21 protein-coding genes are annotated in these 22007 nt (G+C 73.1%); 6 read left to right on the plus strand and 15 right to left on the minus strand.

What is annotated here, in order from left to right:
• Window positions 1-15: 15 nt before the first annotated feature.
• Together ACWCO8_RS06815 and ACWCO8_RS06820 are read right to left on the minus strand one after the other, a co-directional pair.
• Window positions 16-1161 carry a glycosyltransferase gene (locus ACWCO8_RS06815; protein ID WP_451031280.1) on the minus strand — a complete coding sequence of 382 codons (1146 nt, stop codon included), beginning with the start codon at window positions 1159-1161 and terminating at the stop codon, window positions 16-18.
• Entirely contained in the window at window positions 1158-1694 is a 537-nt protein-coding gene (locus tag ACWCO8_RS06820) for a WcaF family extracellular polysaccharide biosynthesis acetyltransferase (protein WP_362002897.1), read from the minus strand. The genes ACWCO8_RS06815 and ACWCO8_RS06820 overlap by 4 nt, the downstream gene beginning before the upstream one ends.
• 158 nt (window positions 1695-1852) lie before the next feature.
• Here ACWCO8_RS06820 and ACWCO8_RS06825 point away from each other — a divergent pair, with 158 nt between their 5' ends.
• Complete coding sequence (locus ACWCO8_RS06825; protein ID WP_451031281.1) at window positions 1853-3421, plus strand: hypothetical protein; 1569 nt, start codon at window positions 1853-1855, stop codon at window positions 3419-3421.
• Here ACWCO8_RS06825 and ACWCO8_RS06830 read toward each other — a convergent pair.
• Genes ACWCO8_RS06830 through ACWCO8_RS06840 form a run of 3 tightly spaced genes read right to left on the minus strand, consistent with a single transcriptional unit; the run spans window position 3394 to window position 7567 of the window.
• Window positions 3394-4635 (minus strand): hypothetical protein, encoded by a 1242-nt coding sequence (locus ACWCO8_RS06830; protein ID WP_451031282.1) that lies wholly within the window; start codon window positions 4633-4635, stop codon window positions 3394-3396. The genes ACWCO8_RS06825 and ACWCO8_RS06830 overlap by 28 nt on opposite strands.
• The gene (locus ACWCO8_RS06835) at window positions 4632-6365 is read right to left on the minus strand and encodes a lipopolysaccharide biosynthesis protein (protein WP_451031283.1); all 1734 of its coding nucleotides are present in this window, start codon (window positions 6363-6365) and stop codon (window positions 4632-4634) included. The genes ACWCO8_RS06830 and ACWCO8_RS06835 overlap by 4 nt, the downstream gene beginning before the upstream one ends.
• A complete protein-coding gene (locus ACWCO8_RS06840; protein WP_451031441.1) occupies window positions 6362-7567 on the minus strand; it encodes a glycosyltransferase in 1206 nt (401 codons plus the stop codon). The genes ACWCO8_RS06835 and ACWCO8_RS06840 overlap by 4 nt, the downstream gene beginning before the upstream one ends.
• Window positions 7568-7764: 197 nt before the next feature.
• Here ACWCO8_RS06840 and ACWCO8_RS06845 point away from each other — a divergent pair, with 197 nt between their 5' ends.
• Window positions 7765-8256 carry an adenylyltransferase/cytidyltransferase family protein gene (locus ACWCO8_RS06845; protein ID WP_451031284.1) on the plus strand — a complete coding sequence of 164 codons (492 nt, stop codon included), beginning with the start codon at window positions 7765-7767 and terminating at the stop codon, window positions 8254-8256.
• On the opposite strand, the gene ACWCO8_RS06850 is transcribed toward ACWCO8_RS06845, so the two are convergent.
• The 4 genes from ACWCO8_RS06850 to ACWCO8_RS06865 form a co-directional block, all read right to left on the minus strand.
• Window positions 8237-8995, minus strand: coding sequence for a CDP-alcohol phosphatidyltransferase family protein (locus tag ACWCO8_RS06850; protein ID WP_451031285.1), 759 nt, complete (start codon window positions 8993-8995; stop codon window positions 8237-8239). The genes ACWCO8_RS06845 and ACWCO8_RS06850 overlap by 20 nt on opposite strands.
• Before the next feature lie 88 nt (window positions 8996-9083).
• Window positions 9084-9782 (minus strand): ABC transporter ATP-binding protein, encoded by a 699-nt coding sequence (locus ACWCO8_RS06855; RefSeq protein WP_451031286.1) that lies wholly within the window; start codon window positions 9780-9782, stop codon window positions 9084-9086.
• 36 nt (window positions 9783-9818) lie between these two features.
• Window positions 9819-11294 carry an ABC transporter permease gene (locus ACWCO8_RS06860; protein WP_451031287.1) on the minus strand — a complete coding sequence of 492 codons (1476 nt, stop codon included), beginning with the start codon at window positions 11292-11294 and terminating at the stop codon, window positions 9819-9821.
• Between the two features lie 167 nt (window positions 11295-11461).
• A complete protein-coding gene (locus ACWCO8_RS06865) occupies window positions 11462-12667 on the minus strand; it encodes an ROK family transcriptional regulator (RefSeq protein WP_451031288.1) in 1206 nt (401 codons plus the stop codon).
• 105 nt (window positions 12668-12772) lie between these two features.
• On the opposite strand from ACWCO8_RS06865, the gene ACWCO8_RS06870 reads away from it, so the two are divergent.
• Window positions 12773-13336, plus strand: coding sequence for a winged helix-turn-helix transcriptional regulator (locus tag ACWCO8_RS06870; RefSeq protein WP_451031289.1), 564 nt, complete (start codon window positions 12773-12775; stop codon window positions 13334-13336).
• The gene (locus ACWCO8_RS06875) at window positions 13333-14274 is read left to right on the plus strand and encodes a ketopantoate reductase family protein (protein ID WP_451031290.1); all 942 of its coding nucleotides are present in this window, start codon (window positions 13333-13335) and stop codon (window positions 14272-14274) included. The genes ACWCO8_RS06870 and ACWCO8_RS06875 overlap by 4 nt, the downstream gene beginning before the upstream one ends.
• Window positions 14275-14329: 55 nt before the next feature.
• Here the strand turns inward: ACWCO8_RS06875 and ACWCO8_RS06880 are convergent, their stop codons facing one another.
• Complete coding sequence (locus ACWCO8_RS06880; RefSeq protein WP_451031291.1) at window positions 14330-14902, minus strand: antibiotic biosynthesis monooxygenase; 573 nt, start codon at window positions 14900-14902, stop codon at window positions 14330-14332.
• A 271-nt stretch (window positions 14903-15173) separates the two neighbouring features.
• On the opposite strand from ACWCO8_RS06880, the gene ACWCO8_RS06885 reads away from it, so the two are divergent.
• Window positions 15174-16175 carry a helix-turn-helix transcriptional regulator gene (locus ACWCO8_RS06885; RefSeq protein WP_451031292.1) on the plus strand — a complete coding sequence of 334 codons (1002 nt, stop codon included), beginning with the start codon at window positions 15174-15176 and terminating at the stop codon, window positions 16173-16175.
• Window positions 16176-16185: 10 nt separating this feature from the next.
• On the opposite strand, the gene ACWCO8_RS06890 is transcribed toward ACWCO8_RS06885, so the two are convergent.
• Together ACWCO8_RS06890 and ACWCO8_RS06895 are read right to left on the minus strand one after the other, a co-directional pair.
• Window positions 16186-16455 carry a hypothetical protein gene (locus ACWCO8_RS06890; RefSeq protein WP_451031293.1) on the minus strand — a complete coding sequence of 90 codons (270 nt, stop codon included), beginning with the start codon at window positions 16453-16455 and terminating at the stop codon, window positions 16186-16188.
• Complete coding sequence (locus ACWCO8_RS06895) at window positions 16452-17702, minus strand: amidohydrolase (RefSeq protein WP_451031294.1); 1251 nt, start codon at window positions 17700-17702, stop codon at window positions 16452-16454. Before ACWCO8_RS06895 ends, ACWCO8_RS06890 begins: the two co-directional genes overlap by 4 nt.
• Before the next feature lie 237 nt (window positions 17703-17939).
• On the opposite strand from ACWCO8_RS06895, the gene ACWCO8_RS06900 reads away from it, so the two are divergent.
• Entirely contained in the window at window positions 17940-18116 is a 177-nt protein-coding gene (locus ACWCO8_RS06900; RefSeq protein WP_015609023.1) for a thiazolylpeptide-type bacteriocin, read from the plus strand.
• 92 nt (window positions 18117-18208) lie between these two features.
• Here the strand turns inward: ACWCO8_RS06900 and ACWCO8_RS06905 are convergent, their stop codons facing one another.
• The 3 genes from ACWCO8_RS06905 to ACWCO8_RS06915 all read right to left on the minus strand — a co-directional run bounded on the left by ACWCO8_RS06905 (window position 18209) and on the right by ACWCO8_RS06915 (window position 21994).
• Window positions 18209-20191, minus strand: coding sequence for a TOMM precursor leader peptide-binding protein (locus ACWCO8_RS06905; protein ID WP_451031295.1), 1983 nt, complete (start codon window positions 20189-20191; stop codon window positions 18209-18211).
• Window positions 20188-20943, minus strand: coding sequence for an ABC transporter permease (locus ACWCO8_RS06910; protein ID WP_451031296.1), 756 nt, complete (start codon window positions 20941-20943; stop codon window positions 20188-20190). Before ACWCO8_RS06910 ends, ACWCO8_RS06905 begins: the two co-directional genes overlap by 4 nt.
• A 64-nt stretch (window positions 20944-21007) precedes the next feature.
• Window positions 21008-21994 (minus strand): ABC transporter ATP-binding protein, encoded by a 987-nt coding sequence (locus ACWCO8_RS06915; protein ID WP_451031297.1) that lies wholly within the window; start codon window positions 21992-21994, stop codon window positions 21008-21010.
• Window positions 21995-22007 lie beyond the last annotated feature (13 nt).

A 22007-nucleotide genomic window follows, 5' to 3' on the forward strand; every position in this document is an offset into this window, starting at 1 on the left:
CGTCCGGAGCGTCGGTCAGCGCGGGCCCGCGGCCCGCTCGTACACCCCGAGCAGGGTGTCCAGGACCGCGTCCATCGAGAAGGCCTCGGCGGCCAGCTTCCGGGCCGCCGTCGACGCGGCGTCGTTCTCGCCCGGCTCCAGGAGCTCCCGTACGGCCGGAGCCAGGCCCGCCGCGTCCGTGACCACCCGGCCCGCGCCCGCCTCCGTGATGTCCCGGGCGAGCCCGTTGGAGGTGGTGACGACGGCAGGGGTGCCCACCGACAGGGCCTCCAGGACGGACATCGGGAAGGGCTCGTCGACCGAGGGCAGGACGTACACGTGCGCCCGGCGCAGCTCCTCCAGCATCCGCTCGGAGGTCAGCGGGCCGGGCAGGCTCACCCGGTCCCCGACGCCCAGTTCGGCGACGAGCGCGTCCACTGCGGCCCGCTCGCCCTCGTCGGGGCCCGCCAGCACGAAAGCGGCATCGGGGTGGTGGCGCAGGATCTCCGGGACGGCCGCCACGAAGTCGGTCGGCCGCTTGCGGGCCTGGAGCCGGGCCGCGTACAGGATGCGCGGCGGCCCGGTCGGCGCCGGGCGCGGCTCCTGGGCCGGCACGCCGTTGACCAGGCGTACGGCTCCGGTGAGCGGGGCACCGACGACCGCGTCCAGGTCCCTGCGCTCGCGGTCCGTCAGGTACAGGACGGCGGAGGCGCCGCGCAGCACACGCCGGACGGCGACCGCGTCGAGGAGCTTGGCGAGCGGCTTGTCGCTCGGGTCGACCATGCCGTGCGTCTGGAGCACCAGCGGGCGCCCGGCCCGGAGCGCGGCCAGGGCGACGGGCAGGGTCACGAGGTCGCGGGCGAGGTGGACGTGGACGACGTCGGCGTCCTTGACCATGGCGGCGGCCCCGGCGAGGAGCGCGGGCGAGGTGATGCCGCTGAAGCCGAGCGGGAGGACGGAGCGGGCCCGGTAGAGCCGGGCGGGCACACCGTCGACGTCGGTCGGCAGCGGGCCGGGGAAGCCGTCACCGAGGGCGGTCAGCCGGACTCGGTGGCCGCGTGCGGCGAGGCCCTTCCCGAGGTTCACGGCGACCCGGACCGGCCCGCCGAAGGCGTGCGTGGGGCTGTGCAGGGTGACCGCGTGCAACACCTTGAGGCTTCGGGCTCCCCCGGGGCCGCTCACGCGGGCACCGGAACCGGTCGGCGGCCGTCGGCCGTGTGCAGGGTGAGCTCCGGGAGGTCCTTGTGGAGCGTCGTACCGGCGGCGACGACCGCGTGCCGGCCGACGGTGACGCCGGCCAGGACGGTGGCGCGGGCCGCGACCCAGGCGCCGTCCTCGACGGTGATCGGTGCGTTGCGGTAGCGGAAGTCGGCGGCCCGGTGGTCGTGGCTGCCGGTGCAGAGCAACGCCTCCTGGGAGACGCAGACTTGGGCGCCGAGCGTGATGGGCTCCAGGTTCAGCAGCCAGGCGCCCTCGCCGATCCAGGTGTGGTCGCCGACGGTCAGCTTCCAGGGCCACAGGACCCTGACCCGGTGCCGTATGAGCACGCCGTCGCCTATGGTCGCGCCGAAGGCCCGCAACAGAGCGACCCGTAGCCGGGCCGGGCAGAACCAGGCCATGAAGACCGTGTTCATCACCGCGAACCACAGGGCCTGCACGAGTCTGCCGCGGCCCTTGTCGTATCCGGCCAGAGTGAAGGCCGGTAGATTCCGCATGAGTTCACCCCCACCGGCGCCTCCCCAGGCGCCCGCCGATCAGACTAACGGTTGACGGGAGATGACAGGGGGGCGTCGGTAGACTGGCGCGAAGTGATGGTCCGGGGTGGGGACTTCGAGATCCGTGGAGCCGTGGCTCCCGGGCTCCAGGGGGCGCGATGACGACCGAAGTGCGCGGCGGAACGAACACCCCGGCGCGACCGGATTCCGCCGGACCTGACCACGACGGGTCCGACCCCGCCGAATCCGATCCCGGCGGTCCCGGCCCCGTCGTACCGGCGCCCTTGCTGCTCGCGCCCGCCGTGTCTCCGCGCACGCTCCTGTCACGGGCGCTCTCGATCCCGCTCGTGCTCGGCTTCACGGTGTTCCTGCCCCTTTTAGTGGCGATCCAGCCGGGCGCAGGCGTGCACGACGCCGCGTACTTCCTTCAGATCGCGCTGACCATGTACGCCGGGGCGCGGCTCTCGGCGATGATCCTCACCAGCCGGCGGAAGTTGCTGCAGGGCTCGTTCTGGCTCTTCGTCTACATGGCGATGGGGGTGGCGCCGCTCGCCCAGGCCGTCCTGGGCCGGGTGCCGACGCCTGTGGTGGGTCCGCGCTCGGATCTGACGATGGCGGTGGCGCTCGTCCTGGTCGGCTGCGCCGCGTTCGACGTGGGGTCCCTGCTGGCGCGGGGGAGGCCCGGGACGTCCCGACGGGCGGAGGGGCGGCCGGCGCTCGTGCACCGGCGGCGGCTGTATCTGCTCGTGCTGCTCGCCTTCGCGTGCAGTGGTCTGTTCGTCATGAAGCTCGGCGGGCCCGCCGTGTTCTTCTCCAGCCGTCAGGAGATCATCGCGGGGATCGAGGAGGCCGGCGTCTCCCAGGCGGACTCGCAGGCCGGCCAGGCGTTCCTGCGCGGATTCGGCACCGTGCCCGCGCTCTTCGCGCTGCTCGTGTACAGCCGCTGGCTGGTCACCTCGCGGCGGGCCAGGCGCCGGCCCATGGTGGTCGGTGTCTTCCTGGCCCTGGTGGCACTCAACCTCGTCGTGAACAACCCCATCTCGAACCCCCGTTACTGGTTTCTGACCGTGATGTTCTCGCTGCTGTTCACGGTCTTTCCGGTGAGCGCGGCGATGTACCGGTCGGCGCTGAGCCTGGGGGTGGTGATGGCGCTGATCGTCTTCCCGTTCTCCGACCGCTTCCGGTACGACGAGAAGAACTACCGCCCGGTCGAGACGACATCGGTCCTGGAGCCGCTGGCGCTCAAGGACTACGACCAGGTCGGCATGTTCGCCAACACCATCACGCTGGTCAACTCGGGCAGCCGGCACCGATACGGGCGACAGCTGGCCGGATCCGTGTTCTTCGCGGTGCCGCGTTCGGTGTGGCCGGGCAAGCCGCGCGACACCGGGGTGATGGTCGGGCAGTGGATGGGCACGGTGAACACCAATCTCTCCTCCCCCGTCTGGGCCGAGCTGTGGATCGACTTCGGGGCGGTGGGCATGGCGGCCGGGATGACGGGGCTCGGCTACGCGGCGGCCCGGGTCGACGGGCGGTTCGCCCGCCGGGGTACGCGCAGGGCTCCGCCGGGCAGTCTGATCTCCCTGGTGGTGCCGCTGGTGGCGGGGTACTCCTTCATCCTGCTGCGCGGGCCGCTGCTCCAGGCCTCGGGCCGGGTGGCGATCGCGCTGATCTGCATCGCCCTCGTCATGACCTGGCGTCAGGACAAGGGCGCGGCGCTGCGCTGATCCTCCGGATTCGTCGCGACGGGCTCCGGGCGGGTGCGCTTCACCCGGATCCACGCGGCCACAGCCTTCAGTGCCGATCCCGCGGCGAGGCCCCAGGCGGCGCCGGGGGCGCCGGCGAGGGCGTACCCGGCGAGCATCAGGGCGACGGAGAGCAGGGAGAAGACCACCTGGACCCCGAGCGTGGCGCGGGGGCTGAGGACGCGCAGGGTGACCAGGGCGCAGGTGCCGACCGCCATCACCGCGTACTGTCCGCCCGTGGCGGGCAGCAGCTCGGCGGTGGACTGCCAGGTGGCGCCGAGGAGTTGGCGGCCGACGCGGTCGGGCAGGGCGTACAGGACGGCGGCCCAGCCGAGCGCGACGAGGGCGAGGACGGCGGCGAGCGCGGTGGCGGCCCGTACGGTCGCGCGGCGGGAGCCGGTCCGGCCGAGTAGCGGCGGTCCGAAGGCGTTGACGGAGGTGAAGAGGGTGTTGAGCGGGCCGAAGAGGGTGGTCGCGCCGCGCAGCGCGCCGACGACGAGGGGGCTCGCGAAGAGCCCGAGGCCGAGGACGGCGAGCTGGCTGGAGCCGCTGCCGACGGCGAACTCCACGACGAAGCGACGGCCCAGGTGGTCCCGGCGCAGATAGCGGCGGGGGGTGCCCGGCCGTTTCCGTACGTACGGGTGCAGCAGTGCCAGCCCGAGGAGCGCGGCGGGCAGGGCCGAGAGGCCCCAGACGAGGACGAGGCGGGCCGGTGAGCTGCCGTGCGGCTGGAGGAGCAGGGCCGGTACGACGGAGGCGAGGCGGAGCAGGTCGGCGGCGAGGGCGCGGTGGGGCGTGCGCAGGGCGGAGAAGCCGTAGCGCAGGCCGTCCTGGACGAGGACGACCGGGAGGACCGCGCCGAGGGCGAGCACAGCGAGGCCTGTGGGCCCGCCGATGAGGGCGCCGACGGCCAGGAGGAGGACTCCGGTGGCCGTGGAGGCGGCGGCGGTGAAGGTGACGGCGGACCGGACCGCCGCGCCGACCTCGTGCTCCTCGCCCTTCTCCAGGACGACGCTCTGGCCGACGAAGGCGGCGCCGAGGCCGAGGAGCACGGTGAAGACGATGTACACCATGGAGAAGGCGGCGAAGCCGTCCGCGCTGGAGGCGCGCGCCGCGATCACCAGGACGGCGATGTTGGTGAGGCTCGCCGCCGCCTGGTCGAGGACCGAGGCGGCGACGGTCACGGCACGTCTCAACGGTCGCCCGCGCGGATGTCGCCGGTGCGCACGTCCTCCGCGCGGAGCGCGCGCAGGGCGACGGTGTCGGAGCCGTCACCGAGGAGGATCTGCTCGGGTTCGGCGGCGAACTCGTCGGGGGCGGGCGGCGGCACGTGCCGTCTGCCACCGCCGGACCCGCGATGGCTCTTCTCCTGCTTGGCGGAGCGGCGGCGCCGGCGCCCGGAGTGCACGACGGCGCCGAGGACGGTGCCGCCCGCGCCCGCTATCAGCTCGCGGATGCGCTGGAGATCCGTACGGTGGACGGCGCGCGGGTCGCAGACGACGAGGACGCCGTCGACGCGGTCGACGAGCGCGAGGGCGTCCGCGTAGTTGAGGACGGGCGGGGCGAGGACGACGACGGTGGCGTTCGGCGAGTCGGCCTCGGCGATGAGCCGGGTGACGCGGGGACCGGTGAGGGCGCGTGCCACGTTCCGCACCCGCTCGCCGGGGACCAGGCCGAAGGAGCCCGACTCGCCCGCGTCGACGGAGAGTTGGCGCCCGGTGGGCCAGCCGTTCTCCTCGTGCTCCGGCTTCTCCACCGGGCTGCTCCAGCGGGGCGCGGTCGCCGCGTGGGCGCGGAGCCGGCCCTTGAGGGTGGGGTCGCGCAGGTCGGCCTCGATGAGCAGGACGTCCTTGCCGGTCTCGGCGAAGGAGGCGGCGAGGTGGGAGGCGACGGAGACGGCGGCCTCGTTGCAGCCGCGCGGGGCGACGACGAGGAGGCGCCGGCGGTCGGCGAACCGCTGGTCGTAGGCGAGCCGGAAGGCGACGGAGCGGTACTCCTCGGCGGCCCGGGCGTCCGTGTGGTCGTCGGCGAGGAGGACGTCGGTGGCGCCGCGGGGCAGGGTGCCGAGGACGGGGGCGCGCACCGCGCGGGCCACGTCGCCGGCGGAGCGCGGCGCGGGGTCGAAGACGAGCCGGACCCAGGCGGCGAGCAGGCCGAGCGCCACGCCGACGAGGGCACCGAGGCCGAGGCTCATGGGCAGCCCGGGGCCGTCGGAGTAGCCGGGGGCGGTGGCGACGCGGATGACGGTGCCGGGCGACATGTCGAGGGACTTGAGCTGGCTGATCCGGGCATCGAGTTCGTTGATGCGGTTGAGCAGGTTGGTCTTGACGCCGTACTCGGCGTCGCGGGCCGCCCCGTCGGGCATCCGGTCGAGTTCCTTGGTCTTCTGGTCGTGCTTCTTGGCCACCTCGTCGAGCTGCCGCTGCTGCCCGGCGAGCATGGTGGCCCGCACGTCGGTCCACTGCTTCTGGCGCAGCGCGAGGTAGGCCTGGGTGACGGCGTTGGCCCGGTCGGCGGCGGCCTGGGGGGTGTCGGCGGTGTAGGTGAACTGGAGGACCTGGCTCTGCGGCGGGTTGGTGACCTGGAGGTCCTTCTGCAGCTTGCCGATGGTGCCGGTCCAGCCAAGCTTCTTCGCGGCCTGTTCGGCGACGCTGCTGCTGAGGGCGGTCTGCCGCTCCGACCCCATGTTGAGGGTCTTGTCCTGGGAGATGCTGGGGTTGAAGGGGTCGTTGACGGGGGCGCGCAGCACGACCTGGCTGGTGGCCACGTAGGTGTCGGCGTTGGACATGCCGAACCAGACGCCGCCGAGCAGTCCGATGCCGATGCCGCAGGTGATGATCGCGCGGTAGCGCAGGAGTTGGCGGAACTGGTCGCGCAGCAGCTCCGGTTCGTCGTCCTCGACCGCGGTGACGTGCGAGTGTGTCACGTGCTCGGACCCCCCAGAGCCTCGTCGATCAGTGCGTCGATCCGAGCGAGGCCGGCCGCTCGGGTCAGATGGGCCTCGACGTGGCGGGGCCCCTGGGCGCCGAGCGCGTCGGCGGCCGTCGGATCTGAGCCGAGTCTACGGATTTCGGCCAGCAGCGCGTCGGGATCTTCCGGAGGTACGAGCACTCCGGCACCGGAGCGGAGGACTTCCTGGGCGGTTCCGCCCTCGGCGGCGACGGAGGCGACGACGGGGCGTCCGGCGGCGAAGTACGAGGTCAGCTTGGACGGCACGCTCATGTCGAGGACCGAGGCGCGCTGGGTGACGGCGAGCACGTCCGCGGCGGCGAGGGTGTCGGGGAACTCGTCGTCGCCGACGGGCTCCATGAAGTCGAGGTTGGGGACGTCGGCGCCCAACTGCTCCAGGTGGGCCCGCTGGTTGCCGTCGCCGAGGAGGACGATCCTGATCTTCGGCTCGCGCCGGGCCGCTTCGACCAGGACGTCGAGCCCCTGCTTGAGCCCCATGTTCCCGGAGTGCAGGACGACGGTCTCGCCGTCGCCCCAGCCGAGCCGGTGCCGGGTCTCGGCGCGCGAGCCCGAAGGACCGTGCACATGGGACCAGTTGGGGACGAGCCGGATGCGGCGGGGGTCGACGCCCATGGCGGCGACCTTGTCGACGAAGGTCTCGTGGATGACGCCGACGAGCGCGGCCCTGCGCAGCGCGTACGTCTCCGCCCGGGCGGCGAGCGCGGCGGCGCGGTCACCGCCCCGGATGCCGCTCTGCGCGGCGGCCGCGCCCATCAGGTCCTGGACGACGGGAACGTACGGAACGCGCCAACGGGCCGCGAGGTGGGCGCCGATGACGCCGCCGGCGAGGCTGGGCATCTGGGCGAGCACGGCGTGCGGGCGGGCCATGCGCGGCGGCGCGAGGAGTCCGTGGGCGAGCACGCTCGCCTCGAACGCGGCGCGTTTCAGGGCGGTCTGGCGAGCGGGGACGGTGTGACGCCGGCGGTGGACGACGACCCCCGCACGCTCCTCGGTGCGGCGCCAGACTCTGGCGTAGGCCGGGTCCAGGGACCAGGCGGGGTAGTGCGGCATGCCGGCGAGGACATGGGTCTCGTGGCCGCTCGCCGCCCAGTGCTCGGCGATCTGCGTGGCGTACGGCCCTATCCCGGCGTGCTCAGGAGCGTAGTTGGTGGAGACCACGAGCAGCCGCCTGCGCGTCGCCGGATTCCCCAAGTCACCGCTCCCCGCCGTCACTTCGCCCACGCGACCGCCCCTCTCCCCCAGTGACGCGAACCGGACTTCACCCTAGTCGTTCACCCACTCTCAACGGAACGTGCACGCTATCGTCGGAACTCCTTCGCGCTGGGGAGCGCGAACGCACCTGGGGGGTTTGGCACATGACCGCAGGAAGGCCGTACCGCGTCGGCTACGCACCGGGGGCCTACGACCTCTTCCACATAGGGCACCTCAACATCCTTCGCCACGCGCGCAGTCAGTGCGACTACCTGGTGGCGGGGGTGGTCTCGGACGAGATGGCGGAGCTCGCCAAGGGCCGCCGACCGGTGATTCCACTGGTCGAGCGCCTGGAGATCGTGCGCAACGTGAAGTACGTCGACGCGGCGTTCGTGGAGACGGTGCCGGACAAGCTGGAGACCTGGAAACAGGTGAGATTCGACGTGCTGTTCAAGGGTGACGACTGGCGCGGCACGCCCAAGGGGGACCGGCTCGAGCGGGACTTCGCGGGGGTGGGGGTGGAGATCGTCTACTTCCCGTACACGATGCACACCTCCAGCACGCAGCTGCGGCGCGCGCTCGACCTCCTGACGCAGGAGGTCGAGCCGGGCACCGGAGTCGGCGGGATCAGCGGGATCAGCGAGGGGCTGCGCTGAGTTCGCGGAACCACTTGGCGAGGAAGGCGAGGAGGAACACGGCGCTCGCGACGGCGAGCGCCGTGTAGCCCCAGCGGAACGCGGTTCCGCCGCCGAGGAGCAGGAAGACCAGGCAGAAGACGCCGTGGTCGACGGGGAGCAGCGCCACCGCACGGAGGGTCGAGGGCTGCGCGGCAGGGGTGCCGGGCGCCGGGCGGGGCTTGAGCTTCTCGGTCAGCAGTCCGCCGAAGAAGGTGACCACGGCGGTGAGTTGGAAGCCCAGGGGGACCAGGAACCAGACGTCGTCGGCGGTGCCGAAGTGGCCGGGGTGGCGGTAGAAGGCGATCAGCACGGCGAGGTGCAGCGCGGTGATCTTGGCGCAGTCCACGACATGGTCGAGCCACTCGCCCGCGGGGCTGCCGCCGCCGCGCAGCCGGGCGAGCTGCCCGTCGGCGGAGTCGAAGGCGAAGCCGACGGCGAGCCCGAGCCAGACCAGCAGACCGAGCGTCCAGGAGGGGGTGCCCAGGGCCAGGGCGGCGACAGCGACGAAGCTGAACCCGGCGCTGATCAAGGTGACTTGATTGGGCGTCAGACCGAGCGCGTACGACCCTGCCGCGAGGAGGCGGCCCACCGGGCGGTTGACGAATCGGGAGTAGAGCGAGACCCCCTTCGCGGACTTCTGGGCGGATCGCAACTCGCTCAGCGCGGTACCGATCGTGCCCGCTCCCGCTCGTGCTTCCGTTCCTGTTCCCGTTCCCACGAACCCCCCAGGACCTTTGTGCGAGTTTCGTACTTTCGTACGTGATGGCGCACATCATGGCATCACCAGGGGGTTCGCGGTGGCGGACCTATGCCTCCACGGCCTCCGCGTGGCGGTTTTCCTTGATCGTGATGCGGCCCTTGCGGATCGTCGCCAGGCGCGGGGCGCGGCGGGCGATCGCGCTGTCGTGGGTGACCATCACGAAGGTCAGGCCGTGCTCCTTCCAGAGCCCTTCGAGGAGGTCCACGATCTCGTCGCGCATGGACTCGTCGAGGTTGCCGGTGGGCTCGTCGGCGAGGAGCACCTTGGGGCGCTTCACCAGGGCGCGGGCGATCGCGACGCGCTGCTGCTGGCCGCCGGAGAGCTCGGACGGCAGGTGCCCGCGGCGCTCGCCGAGGCCGACGGAGTCCAGGGCCTCCGCCGCCATGGTGCGCCGCTCGCCCGCCTTGATGCCCATGGGGACGAGCGCGGTCTCCACGTTCTCCTGGGCGGTGAGCGTGGGGATGAGGTTGAAGGACTGGAAGACGAAGCCGATGTTCTGGCTGCGGACGGCCGTCAGCCGGCTCTCCGGCAGTTTGGCCAGATCGACACCGTCGAGGACCACGCTGCCCGAGGTGGGCCGGTCGAGACCGCCCAGCATCTGCAGCAGCGTGGACTTCCCGCCGCCGGTGGGTCCCTGGATGACCAGGCGGTCGCCCTCCCTGATGGTCAGGTCGATGCCGGCGAGCGCGTCGACTCTCTCCTGGCCCCTGCGGTACTGCTTGGTGACGCCGGTGAGTTCGTACATGGGTGCAACTCCTGCGATACGTGAAGGGGGTTCGGGCTACTCGACGCGGCGCAGCGCGTCCGCCGGCCGCAGGCGCGAGGCGCGCCAGGCGCCGAAGCCGCCCGCGACGAGCCCGCCGCCGAGGGCGAGGAGGACGGCGAGGCCGACGGTCGTGACGCTCACGGGCGCGGTGAGGGCGATGTCGAGGGTGTTGCCCGCAGCGCCCTGGCTCGCGGCGCCCATGCCGGGTCCGCCGAGCATCCGGCCGCCGCCGCCCGGGCCGCCGCTGGTCAGCGCGCCGCTGCCGAGCTCGGCGGTGAGGGTGGGGCTGACGGCGGTGACCAGGTACGCGCCGGCGAGGCCGACGGCGATGCCGAGGGCGCCTCCGATGAGGCCGTTGACGAGCGCTTCGCCCATGACCTGCCGGGTGACCCGGCCGCTCTTCCAGCCGAGCGCCTTGAGCGTGCCGAACTCGCGCACCCGGCGGCTGACGGCCGAGGAGGTGAGCAGCCCGGCGACGAGGACGGCCGCGACCAGGACGGCGTACGAGAGCCACTTGCCCACGTTGGTGGCGAGGTTGGCGGCGGTGTCGAGGGAGCCGGAGACGGTCTCGGCGAGGTCGGCGGAGGTGGTGACCGTGGTGCCGGCGACGTTCTTCTGGATGGCGGACTTGACGGCGTCGATCCGCGTCGAGTCGGTCGCCTTCACATAGACGGTGGTGATCTTGTCCTTGGAGTCCGACAGGGTCTGTGCCTGCTTGAGCGGCAGGTAGACCTGGGCGGCGGACTGGCCGCTGTCGGCGGTGGCGATGCCGATGACCTCGAACTTCACCGCCTTGACCGTGAGGGTCTCGCCGACGGCGAGGCCTTCCTGCTTGGCGTAGGCGCTGTCGACGACGACGGTCTTGGCGTCGGTCTCGGTGGTCTTGAAGGTACGGCCCGCGGTGATCGTGGAGGTGGTGAGGGGGCCGAGGTCGGGGGTGGTGACGTCGGTGCCGTAGAGGGTGAAGGAGTTGACGTCGAAGGCGGCGCCGCCACCCTCGACCCGGCCCCCGCCGCCGCTTCCGTTGCCGGAGCCACCGGGGCCACCGGGCTGGGCGGGCTGCGCCTGCTTGAACTCGCCGCGCTTGAACTCGCCGTCGATCTTGAGGTTGGTGAGGCTGAGGCCGCCGACGGCCTGGGCGACACCGTCCTGCTTCGCGACGGTGGTGACCGTCGACGCGGCCAGGGTCTGGAAGCCCTGGACCATCAGCCGGTCGCTGCTCTGTTCCTCACCGTCCTCGTTGGCGTCGAACTCGAACCGCGGCCGCTGCGTCTGCTGACCGGCCTGGGGCTCCTCGCGGGCCTTGGTGACGGTCAGATCGGTGCCGAGACCGTAGAGGGACTCCAGGACCTGCGTCTGGGCCTGCTTCATGCCGGCGGCCACGGAGTTGACGACGATGACCAACGCGATCCCGAGCGCGAGCCCGGAGGCGACGACGAGCGCCGCCTTTCTGCGACGGCGCAGCTCGCGCCGGAGGTAGGTGAAGAACATGAGCGCGAAGCTAGGGGCGCGCGGTGATGGCTGGATAAGGCCTGCGTGAGAGTGGGATGAGAGTCGCGACGGGGGGCCGGGGGACGCGCGGAACGGCGCGCTCCGGCGGCAGGGAGGAGTGCGGCACGGGCCGCCCGGCGAACGGCGGGGCGCCGCAACCGCGAGCCTCAGGTCATGTACGTCAAGGGATCGTCGAGGACCTGCCGGATGACGAACGCGGCCGCGCCTCGGGACGCCGGGGTGGCCGGGGACGCGGGGCGAAGGCGGCCCGCGGCCGGGGGCCAGAGGCCGGAGACCACGCGGCGGGCGAGTTCGGCGTTCACGGCCGGGCCGAGACGGGTCATCAGCAGGGGGTAGATCCCGCCGAGGACGACCGCCTCGGGGTCGAGCAGGTTCACCGCGCCGGAGAGCGCGAGGCCGAGCATCCGGCCCGCCTCCTCGACGGCGGCCACCGCGCGGGGCTCCCCCGCGTCGGCGGCGCGCGCCAGCTCCTCCACCCCGGCGACCCCCGCCGCCCGCAGCAGCGCCGACTGGCCCGCGTACTGCTCCAGGCACCCGCGCGAGCCGCAGCGGCACAGCGGCCCGTCGGCGTCCACGGGCAGGTGGCCGATCTCGCCGGCGAAGCCGTGGGCGCCGCGCAGCAGTTCGCCGTCCACGACGATCGCGCCGCCCACCCCGATCTCGCCGGTCAGGTACAGGAAGGTCCGTACGTCACCGAGCGCGCCGAACCACAGCTCCGCGAGCGCGGCCGCGTTCGCCTCGTTGTCGGAGGTGACCGGCAGCTCGCCCTGCCCGGGCCACCGCTCCGCGAGGGCCTCGCCGAAGAGCCGGTCGGCGGGCACGCGGTTCCAGCCGAGGTTCGGGGCCTGCTGGACGGTTCCGGACGAGACGAGGCCCGGCAGGGCGAGCCGTACCCCGGCCGGGCGCAGCTCCCGCTCCGCCGCGCTCCGCAGTGCCTGCGCCGCGAGCCCGGCGGCGCGCGCGAGGACCTCGGCCGGCTCGGCCGCCCGGTTGTCGACGGACTCCGCGACCCGGACCCGGTCGGTCCCCGCGAGGTCGACGACGCACACGGACACGTAGTCGACGTTGATCTCGACCCCGAGCCCGGCCGGACCGGTGTCGGCGGGCTTCAGGACCGTCCCCGGGCGGCCCGCCTGTCCGCTGAAGGTCTTGCCCGACTCGACCAGGAAGCCCTGCTCCATGAGCTGTTCCACCAGGGAGGAGACGGCGGCGCGGGTGAGGCCGACGCGCGCCGCGACGGCCGCGCGGGTCGTCTCGCCCGCGTCGTGGACGGTGCGCAGGACGAGGCTCAGGTTGTGGCGTCGCACGCTCGCCTTGTCGGCCTTGGGCTCCCGGGTCGGTGGCGTCTTCATCGCCCCCGAGCCTAATCCCCCTCCGCCCCCTTCTCCTTCACCCCGTTCCTCCCTGTTCCGCGAAAAGAGTTCAACCACCGAACTCTCCGCGCTACTGTCTGCCGCATGCCACTCCCCCGCGACTACAGCGGCCAGAGCTGCGCCCTCTCGCGCTCCATGGAGGTCGTCGGTGAGCGCTGGACGCTGCTGATCGTGCGGGACGCCTTCTTCGGGGTCCGCCGGTTCGGCGAGTTCGCCGCCCATCTCCGGCTCCCCCGCGCCGTCCTGGCCGACCGGCTCGCCTCGCTCACGGACGCGGGTGTCCTCGCCCGCCTTCCGGACACCGGCCGCCGCGAGGTCTACGCCCTCACCTCCAAGGGCGTCGCGCTCTGGCCCGCCGTCCGCGCCCTCACGTCCTGGGGCGACGACTTCTACGGCTCCGCCGGCGGCCCGCGCCGCGTCTTCCGCCACGCCGACGACGACGCGCCGATCGCCGAGGACGGCCTTTGTACGGGGTGCGGGGCCCCGGTCCCGGTCGGCGACGTCCTCGTGGCGCCGGGCCCGGGCCTCGCGCCCCCGGCCGAGGACGACGACCCGGTGACGGCGGCCCTCGCCCGCCCGCACCGGCTGCTCCGCCCCCTGCTCGTACCGTCCACCGCGCAACGTTCCCCGAGAGGTCCGCACTCATGAAGATCCTGGTCGTCGGCGCCGGAGCCACCGGAGGCTACTTCGGGGCGCTGCTCGCCCGTTCCGGACAGGACGTCACCTTCCTGGTCCGCCCGCGCCGCGCGGCCGAGCTGCGCGAGCGCGCCCTGCGCGTCGTCGGGCGGGGCGGCCCGGGCGAGGAGTGGTCCGTCGCGCCCCGGCTCGTCACGGCCGACGCGCTGGACACGACGTACGACCTCGTCCTGTTCTCGGTGAAGTCCACCGCCCTGGAGCAGGCGATGGAGGACGTCGCGCCGGCCGTCGGACCGGACACCGTGATCGTGCCGCTGCTGAACGGTCTCGCCCACATCGACGCCCTGAACGCCCGCTTCGGCGCCACGCGGGTCCTCGGCGGGGTCGCCAAGGTGGTCACCACGCTCGACGAGCACGGGGACATCGTCCGCCTCGCGCCGCTCGCCCATCTGACGATCGGCGAGCAGGACGGGACGCCCACCGCGCGCGTGGAGAAGGTCCGGTCCGTCCTCGCCGAGGCCGGCATCGACGCCCTGGTGCCGGAGGACGTCATGACGTCCATGTGGCACAAGTGGGTCTTCATCACCACGTTCGGCGCGGTGACGAGCCTGATGCGGGGCACGGTCGGGGAGGTCACCGCCGTCCCGGGCGGCGCGGAGCTCGGCCCGGCCGTCCTCGCCGAGGCGGCGGCGGTCGCGGAGGCGGCAGGCCATCCCGTACCGCGGACGGAACGGGACATGACGCTCGGCATCGTCACCGCCACCGGGTCGCCCATGGTGCCCTCGCTCTACCGCGACCTGGCCGCCGGGCGCCCGACGGAGGTCGAGCACCTCTTCGGGGACCTGGTGGCACGCGCGCGTGCCCTGTCCGTGCCCACGCCGCTGCTCGACCTGGCCACCCTGCACCTGCGGGTCCACCAGGCGCGGGTCACGGCGACCGCCGCGCTCTGAGGACGGCCCCTCAAGCGCCCTGAAGACACCTCTCAAGCGTCCTGAAGGCGACTCCTCAGCGGCTCAGCCAACCCCTGAGGAGCCTGCTCACGGCCGGCATCGACACGTACGTCATCAGGACGTTGAAGACACACGCGACGACCGCGCTGCTCAGCACGTACGGCAGCGCGGTCAGCCGGGGCACCAGGAGCCAGCCGCCGAGGAGCGAGATCGGGTAGATCGCGAGCGTCGCGCTGATCGCCATCTTCCACCGGGGAGGCGCGGGCCGGGTCGAGCCCGGCTTGGCGAACCACGTCTCCATGCCGGTCAGCTTCCGCCGCGCGATCTCGGTGTGGTGGTGCCCCTCGCAGTCCGCGAACCAGGCCGCCCTCTCCGGCGACTCCTGCCAGATCCGGCAGGCCTCCGCGTCCCGGAACCGGTGGACGAGGAACCAGGGGGCGTCGCCTCCGGACGAGCGGAAGAGCCCGTACCCGAGGTGCCCCGGGAAGGCGGCCGCGCTCTCGAGGATGCCCCTGGCCCACCGCTCGAAGGCCGCTTCGTAGCCGGGCTCCACCCGGCGGGCTATCAGCAGGGTCACCTCGCCGCTGTCGGCGGGGACGGTGGTGTGTTCAAGACTCACCGCGGTCACTCGTACTCCTCGTGATCACACCGCGCCCGCCGACACTGTACGCGGCGCCCGGCCGAGGACGGGGATGAGGACGGCGACAAGGACGATGTCGGGACGGTCATGTGGCCCATCCCGGGGGGAACCACCCACAATTCACCGACGCTTCGTACACGCTCCGGTCCGAGCCGGTCACGGTCAGCGGTGCGATCATCTAGTGTTCCCACGACCACACCGGTGGCCCGCGAGACCCGCACACCGCCACCGTGGATCAGGGACTGGGGGCGATGCGCACGTGGCCGAGAACGAGATGGCCGTGTTCGGAGTCTCGGCTCTGGAGGAGGAGCTCTACCGGCACTTCCTCCGCAACCCGGACACCCCCGCCGACGACGTCCATCTGCTGCTGCACACCGACCCGGACGAGACCCGCGCCTGCCTCGCGCGCTTACGGGACCTCGAACTGCTCCACCCCGAACGGCCCGACGGGCGGGTCTCCCCCGCCGAACCCGAGGCGGCACTGACCCGGCTGACCGACCGCCGGCTCACCGAGCTGCACCGGGAGCTGCAACGGGTCACCCGATCCCGGCACGTCATCGACGGGTTACGCGCGGAGACCTCGGCCCGCACCGAGACCTCCGTCGGCATCGAGCAGCTGGACGGGCTCTCCAACATCCGCAACCGGATCGACGACCTCGCCTTCTTCGCCCGCGACGAGATCCTGGCCGTCGAGACCTCCCACCGGCTCTCCCCCGAGAACATCGCCCGCTCCCGGCCGCTCGACCTGCGATGTTTGCGGCGCGGCGTAAGGATCCGCAACGTGGTCGTACGCGCCGCGCTCGACGACCGGCCGACGGCCGACTACCTCCGCGAACTGGCCTCCCACGGGGCCGAGATAAGGGTCACCGGCGACACCGCGGAGCGGATGATCGTGTACGACCGCTCCACCGCCCTTGTACCTCTCGACCCGCGCAACACCGCGCGCGGCGCGCTGCTCGCGCACCAGAGCGGCCTGGTCACGAACATCATCGCGCTGTTCGAGAAGATCTGGGAGGGCGCGGAGGATCTCGCCTCCTCGGCTCGCTCCGAGGGCTCCGGACCCGGCGGCGGCGAGCTGACCGAACGCGAGCGACAGGTCCTTGCGTTCATGTGCACGGGCGCCAAGGACGAGGCGGGGGCACGCGAGTTGGAGGTCTCGGTCCGTACCTATCGGCGCTACGTGGCCGAACTGCTCCAGACCCTCGGTGCCAACAGCAGGGCCCAGGCCGCCCTCCTCGCGCGCGAGCGCGGCTGGATCTGAACCCGGGGGCCTACCGACTGCCGCCCGGCACCGACCAGCCGTGCAGGGCGGCGTCCGCGAGGACGGCGGCCACCGTCCGTCGCACGGCCGGGTGGTCGACGTCCCCGTCGAGGGCGATCCGCAGCCGGATGCGGTCGGCGGCCACCTGGGGCGTACAGGCCCAGTGACCCGGCAGCAGACAGAGGAGGCGGATCACGGTCGTCGGCCCGGCCGGGGCCGTGGCGTCGTGGCGTACGGCCACCACGTCGACGAATCGGAGCGCGTGGTCGGTCACGATCATGTCCCCTCTCCAGCCGTGAGGACGTGCAGGGCGGCGGCCGTGAGGGCGGTGATGCCGGTCGGCAGGGCGGTGCGTACGTCCGGGGCGAACTCCGGTGCGTGGTTGGGCGGGAGCGGCTCGCCCGACTCCACGGCCCGACGCCACCGCGTCGCCCCGACCGTGCCGAGCAGCCAGTACGCCAGGGGGACGCCGTCCGTGCCGAAGGCGGCGTAGTCCTCGGTGGCGGTGAGCGGGGGCGTGAGCGTGACCCGGCGCGCGCCGAGCGCGGTCGCGTGGACCCGGCGCAGGGCGACCGTCGCCGCCGGGTCGGGGACGAGGACGGGCGAGCGGGCCGTGACCGTGAACTCCGGCTCTCTCGGGCAGCCGGAGGCCGCGCACTCGGCGCGGACGATCCGCTCCACGGCCGCGTCGACCCGGGCGAGCGCCGCGTCCCCGAACGCCCGTGTGGACACGCTCAGTTCGGCCCGGTCGGGGATGACGTTGGCGCGGTCACCGGCGCGCAGGGAGCCGACGGTGAGGACGACGGGCTCGGCCGGCGCGGTCTCCCGCGCGACCACCGACTGGAGCCGTACGACGGTGGCGGCCGCGGTCAGGACCGGGTCGACGGAGAGGTGCGGGGTGCCGCCGTGGCCGCCGCGCCCGTGGATGACGACCTCAAGCGCCGTACTGGCGGGCATCAGCGGACCGGGACCCGCGTGCGCGACCGTCCCGGCGGGTAACGGCGCCGCGTGCTGGGCGAGGACGAGGTCCGGGGTGCCGAACCGCTCGTAAAGACCGTCGTCGACCATCGCCCGCGCGCCCTGGAGGGTCTCCTCGGCGGGCTGGCCGACGACGAGGACCGTGCCCCGCCAGGCGGAGCGGGAGCGAGCGAGCCGGGCGAGCGCGCCGGCGGCGGCCGCCAGGTGCAGGTCGTGGCCGCACGCGTGCATCACGCCGGGGACCGTACTGGCGTACCGCAGGCCGGTGCGTTCGGTGACCGGCAGGGCGTCCAGTTCGGCGCGGAGCAGCACGGTGGGTCCGGGGCCGTTGCGCAGGACTCCGACGACGCCGTGGCCCTTGCCCACGCCACGGGCGACGGTACAGCCGTGCAGCTCCAACCAGGCGGCGAAGCGGTCGGCGGTGCGTGCCTCGTCGCCGGAGAGCTCGGGGTGGGTGTGCAGGTCGAGGTAGAGCTCGAGGGCGGGCCGCAGCTCCTCCTCGGGCACCTCGACGACCTCGGGCACCTCGGTGGCTGGCGTCGTGTCCATGTCTGTCTCCTGCCGGGGCTGCGGACGGCCGGGCGTCCTGGTGCGGCTGGGTGTCCCGCTCTTCGCGAGGGTGGGGTACGGGCCGGTCAGTGCGGCCTGCGGGGCGCTGTCACGGGGTGACAGCGAACTGACAGCGGCACGACGGCCGATCTGACAGCGGGCCCGGCTGGAATGAGGCCTCGCAAGGGAGTGCCGCCGGAGCAGCCGGCGGACCCCTGTGACGCGAAGGAGAACCCCATGGCGCCCAAGACGGAGCTCGCGACCCTCGCCGACGAGATCCTGGAGCTGGAGTCGGAGACCTTCGAGATCTCGGACTACTCGGACGCGGTCGAGGTCGTTCTGGCCGGGTGCACCTCGTCCTCCTCGACCTCCACCTGCTCCAGCACCACCAGCACCACCTCCTGCAGCGCCTGATCGCGCGTTCCCCGCGATCGGCAGCCCCCGCCCGGCGGTGAACACCGCCCGGGCGGGGGCTTCCCCGCGTTCGGCGCCCGTACGGAGGCAGCTCACGGGAACGGGTGCGGCACGGCCTTGATCTCGTCCTCGCGCAGATCGGCGGCCCGTCTGCCGGACGCCCGCAGGGCGGTGCGCAGCCGGGGCATCAGCAGGGCCCGCTGGCGGGTCCAGCCGAAGTCGAGGGGCAGCAGTCCCGGCACGATCGCGGCGACCGTGTGCAGGCCCATCCGCCGCTGCTCGGGGGTCGTCTGGTCGACGGCGATCACGTCGTGCCCGGCGTGGACCAGCTCGTCGCGGAGCAGCCGCAGGTCGTCCATCAGGTCCCCGGTGCGGGGGCGCTTCGGTTCCCAATCGGCGAAGGCCTCATCGAGCGACAGGACGCCGTCCGGCTCCAGGTACTCGGCCGCGTGCACGGTCATCGAGGGCAGCCCGTAGAGCTGGGCGTGGTCCTTGAGGTGGAGGACCTTGGTGAAGTCCTGGGCCATCTCCTCCAGTTCGCCGATCCGTTCGGCCACCTGGTAGGGCAGATGGGGGATGTACGTGAGGACTTCGGAGAGCGCGGAGTCCACGGTGCTCTCGGGGTCGAAGCCGGCCGCGGCGGCGAAGGAGAGCGCGCCGGGGCCGCCGTCACGGCGGACGGCGAGCGCGGTGACGACGGGGACGGCGAGGTCCATGCGGTTGTCGTACGCGTACACGTCGTAGCCGTGCAGCGCGGCCCGGTCGATCATCGAACGGATCGCGGGGGCGCGACAGGTGGCGAGGTCGATCCGGGTGAGCCGGGCGCGGCCGTACCAGGCGAGCAGGAAGGCGTCCCGCTCGATCAGCTCCAACAGGCCGAAGAGGATGGCCTCTTCGAGGCTCCCGCCGGTGGCGCAGCCGTTGGAGCACTCGAAGACGAAGTTGTCGGCGTCGACGCCCGCGCTGTAGTGCGCGAGGCGCGCCGGTACGAGGACGGGCGCGTCGGAGCGCAGCGAGTGGCCCCACACCCAGGGGATGGCGCGGTCCGGGTCGAACGGGCTGACGAGGTGGTCGCGTTCGTACGTCTCCGGGGCGTACAGACCGCACTCGGCGGGGTCGAGGACGGGCGTCCCGGCGGCGAGGAGTGCGTGGTACGAGGCGGAGACGGGCGCCGTGCCGCGTCGGCGGTGGGTGCCCGCGTAGCGCTCCAGGCCCTCCAGGTGGGCCAGCGTACGGCTGGTGCCGTAGCTGTTGGCCTGGCCGCTCCAGGTGACGTCGTTGAGGCCCGCGTAGCCCCGGACGAAATGGGTGCCGGCCACCGGGGCGGTGGTGGTGGAGACCGGGTTGATCCAGACGTCGGAGCCGAGGGCGCCGCAGACCGGGTTGGCCAGGGCGGTGGTGGGCAGCGGGTACGAGCCGAGGGACCGCAGCCGGTATCCGGACGGGTCCGGCTTGGGCGCCGGGCCGAGGGTCATCCGGGCCGACTCGGCGGTGTCGGGGCGCTCGCGCACGCACGAGGGGCAGAGCGGCTCGGGCAGCAGCGGGAAGGTCGCCGTGGCGAGGGTCGCGAGGTCGACCCGGGTGACCTGCGGCAGCTCCCGGTCGGGCGCGGAGGCTGTGGAGGGGCCGGTGCGGTCGCCGGGAAGCGTCGCCCGGTACGCGGCCCAGACGGCGTCCAGGGCGTAGTCGGTGAACACGGGCCAGGCAGCGGCGCCTTGAGACGCGTACCCCAGCTCCAGGGCTTCCCGCTCAGAGCGGCTGCGCAGCCGCTGCCAGCGCATGGCGAGGCACTGCCCGCAGGCGACCCGCGCGCCGTCCCGGTCGCCGCCCCACGGGCCGAGGAGCACGGCCCGTGAGGTGAGGTGGACAGTGGCCTCGGGCCGTATTCGGGCATACGGGTCGGGGCGGCCGAAGCCCAGGGTGTCGGCGGCGCCGAGCGGAACCACCAGGGGCGCGGGCAGCCGCTCCTGTCCGGCGTGGCGGGCGGTCAGCGAGCGCTGGAGCAGCGCCCTGGCCGCCTCCAGCGGTGCGCCCGCGGGGGCGGCGGACTGTGTGCTCGGCGCCTGGGTCGTCATGACTTGTCGCTCCAGCGGAAGGTCTTCAAGGCGATGGCTCCGAGGACGACGGCGACTCCGGCCAGGACGGCGCAGGCCACGGCGATGTCGCCGCCCGAGCCGTTGCCGGTGAGCGCGGCGGAGACGCCGTCGTTGAGGTAGAAGAGCGGCAGGGCGTGGGCGAGGCTCTGCATCCACTCCGGCATTGCGTCCAGCGGGAAGAAGGAGCCGGACAGGAACGCCATCGGGATCATCAGGCAGTTGGCGACGGCCGCGACCGCCTCGGGCGTCTTCGCGAACGAGCCGACGATGACGCCGAGGGCGAGGAAGGCGGTGATGCCGAGCACGAGGACCGGCAGCACGAGCGGCCAGGAGCCGGCCGGCTTGAGCCCGAACCAGGGCAGCAGCGCCACCCCCACGAACAGCGCGGTCTGCACGATGCCGATGGCGATGGCGAGCCCGTAGCGGGAGGCGAGCACGGAGGGCAGCCGGACCGGCGTCATCCGGATGAGCCGCAGGATGTCGTCGCGGCGCCACTGCATGAGCACGAAGCCCACCCCGAAGACGGCCGCGTTGGCGACACCCCAGGACAGCACGCCGGGAGCGATGTAGTTGATGTACGGCTGCCCGCTCTGCTCGACCTCCTTGCCGTGGAAGATCAGCCCGAAGACGACCAGGAAGAGCAGCGGGAAGGCGAAGGTGAAGAAGAGGGTGGTCTTGTCGCGGGTGTAGGCCCGGTAGCCCGCGCGGGTCAGTGCGGCGTATGCGCTCATGGGGTGGGTCTCCGTGTCCGTTCTCTGAACTCTGTCCACGTCCGGTGGACCGGGCGGGGCGTGGTTACGGCTGCGGGGTGACGTCGCCGGTCAGTTGGAGGTACACGTCCTCCAGGCTGGCCGTACGGGTGCGGATGCCCTGGAGGCCGGCGATCTCGCCGACCGCCGCCAGGACGGGCCCCGCGTCGAGGGTCTCCAGGACGACGGCGTCGGGCTCCTCGGTGACGCCGATGACACCGGGGATGGCCCGCGCGGCCTCCGGGGTGAGCCGCCCGGCGGGGACCACCAGGCAGGTGGTGGGGCTGCCCGCGGAGACGAGCCGTGCCGGGGTGTCGAGCGCGCGCACCCGCCCGTCCACGATGATGGCGACCCGGTCGCAGAGCGCCTCGGCCTCGTCGAGGTGGTGGGTGGTGTAGACGATGGTGCGGCCGGCGCCCTTCAGCTCGCGCAGGACCTGCCAGAGCGCGCGGCGGGCCTGCGGATCGAGGGCGGCCGTCGGCTCGTCCAGGAAGATCAGCTCCGGCTCGTGCACGAGAGCCGAGGCGATCGCGAGCCGCTGGCGCTGGCCGCCGGACAGGTCCTCGACGCGGACCGCGCCGTGCTCGGTGAGACCCACGGAGTCCAGGGCCCGTGCGGCGGCGTCCGTTCCGGCGCCGTAGAGCGCGGCGACGGTCTCCAGGTGCTCGCGGGCCGTCAGCCGGACGAAGAACGCGGAGGTCTGGGTCTGCACGCCGATCCGGGGCAGCAGGCCGACGTTACGGGGCCAGGGGCTCTCCCCGAACACGGCGACCGTGCCGGAGTCGGCCTGCCGCTGCCCCTCCACGATCTCGATCAGGGTCGTCTTCCCGGCGCCGTTGGGGCCGAGCAGTCCGAAGAACTCGCCGCGCGCCACCGTGAGCGAGATGCCGTCCACGGCCTGCTTGGAGCCGTACCGCTTGTGCACGGAGTCGAGCACGATGGCCGCGTCCCGGCGCTCGGCGCCCCCTCCCGGCTCGGTGGTCTCGTGCGGGGCCGCGCTCTCCCGCGCGGGAGACGGGGTGGTGGGGGGCATGGTGCGCTCCTTG

This window comes from Streptomyces sp. NPDC001927 (assembly GCF_053594455.1).

What these genes read in the sequence shown, in the direction of transcription:
- ACWCO8_RS06820 (WP_362002897.1), bottom strand. Translation starts at nt 1,694, where the DNA reads ATGCGGAATCTACCGGCCTTCACTCTGGCCGGATACGACAAGGGCCGC.
- ACWCO8_RS06825 (WP_451031281.1), top strand. Translation starts at nt 1,853, where the DNA reads ATGACGACCGAAGTGCGCGGCGGAACGAACACCCCGGCGCGACCGGAT.
- ACWCO8_RS06845 (WP_451031284.1), top strand. Translation starts at nt 7,765, where the DNA reads ATGACCGCAGGAAGGCCGTACCGCGTCGGCTACGCACCGGGGGCCTAC.
- ACWCO8_RS06855 (WP_451031286.1), bottom strand. Translation starts at nt 9,782, where the DNA reads ATGTACGAACTCACCGGCGTCACCAAGCAGTACCGCAGGGGCCAGGAG.
- ACWCO8_RS06860 (WP_451031287.1), bottom strand. Translation starts at nt 11,294, where the DNA reads ATGTTCTTCACCTACCTCCGGCGCGAGCTGCGCCGTCGCAGAAAGGCG.
- ACWCO8_RS06865 (WP_451031288.1), bottom strand. Translation starts at nt 12,667, where the DNA reads ATGAAGACGCCACCGACCCGGGAGCCCAAGGCCGACAAGGCGAGCGTG.
- ACWCO8_RS06870 (WP_451031289.1), top strand. Translation starts at nt 12,773, where the DNA reads ATGCCACTCCCCCGCGACTACAGCGGCCAGAGCTGCGCCCTCTCGCGC.
- ACWCO8_RS06875 (WP_451031290.1), top strand. Translation starts at nt 13,333, where the DNA reads ATGAAGATCCTGGTCGTCGGCGCCGGAGCCACCGGAGGCTACTTCGGG.
- ACWCO8_RS06890 (WP_451031293.1), bottom strand. Translation starts at nt 16,455, where the DNA reads ATGATCGTGACCGACCACGCGCTCCGATTCGTCGACGTGGTGGCCGTA.
- ACWCO8_RS06895 (WP_451031294.1), bottom strand. Translation starts at nt 17,702, where the DNA reads ATGGACACGACGCCAGCCACCGAGGTGCCCGAGGTCGTCGAGGTGCCC.
- ACWCO8_RS06900 (WP_015609023.1), top strand. Translation starts at nt 17,940, where the DNA reads ATGGCGCCCAAGACGGAGCTCGCGACCCTCGCCGACGAGATCCTGGAG.
- ACWCO8_RS06905 (WP_451031295.1), bottom strand. Translation starts at nt 20,191, where the DNA reads ATGACGACCCAGGCGCCGAGCACACAGTCCGCCGCCCCCGCGGGCGCA.
- ACWCO8_RS06910 (WP_451031296.1), bottom strand. Translation starts at nt 20,943, where the DNA reads ATGAGCGCATACGCCGCACTGACCCGCGCGGGCTACCGGGCCTACACC.
- ACWCO8_RS06915 (WP_451031297.1), bottom strand. Translation starts at nt 21,994, where the DNA reads ATGCCCCCCACCACCCCGTCTCCCGCGCGGGAGAGCGCGGCCCCGCAC.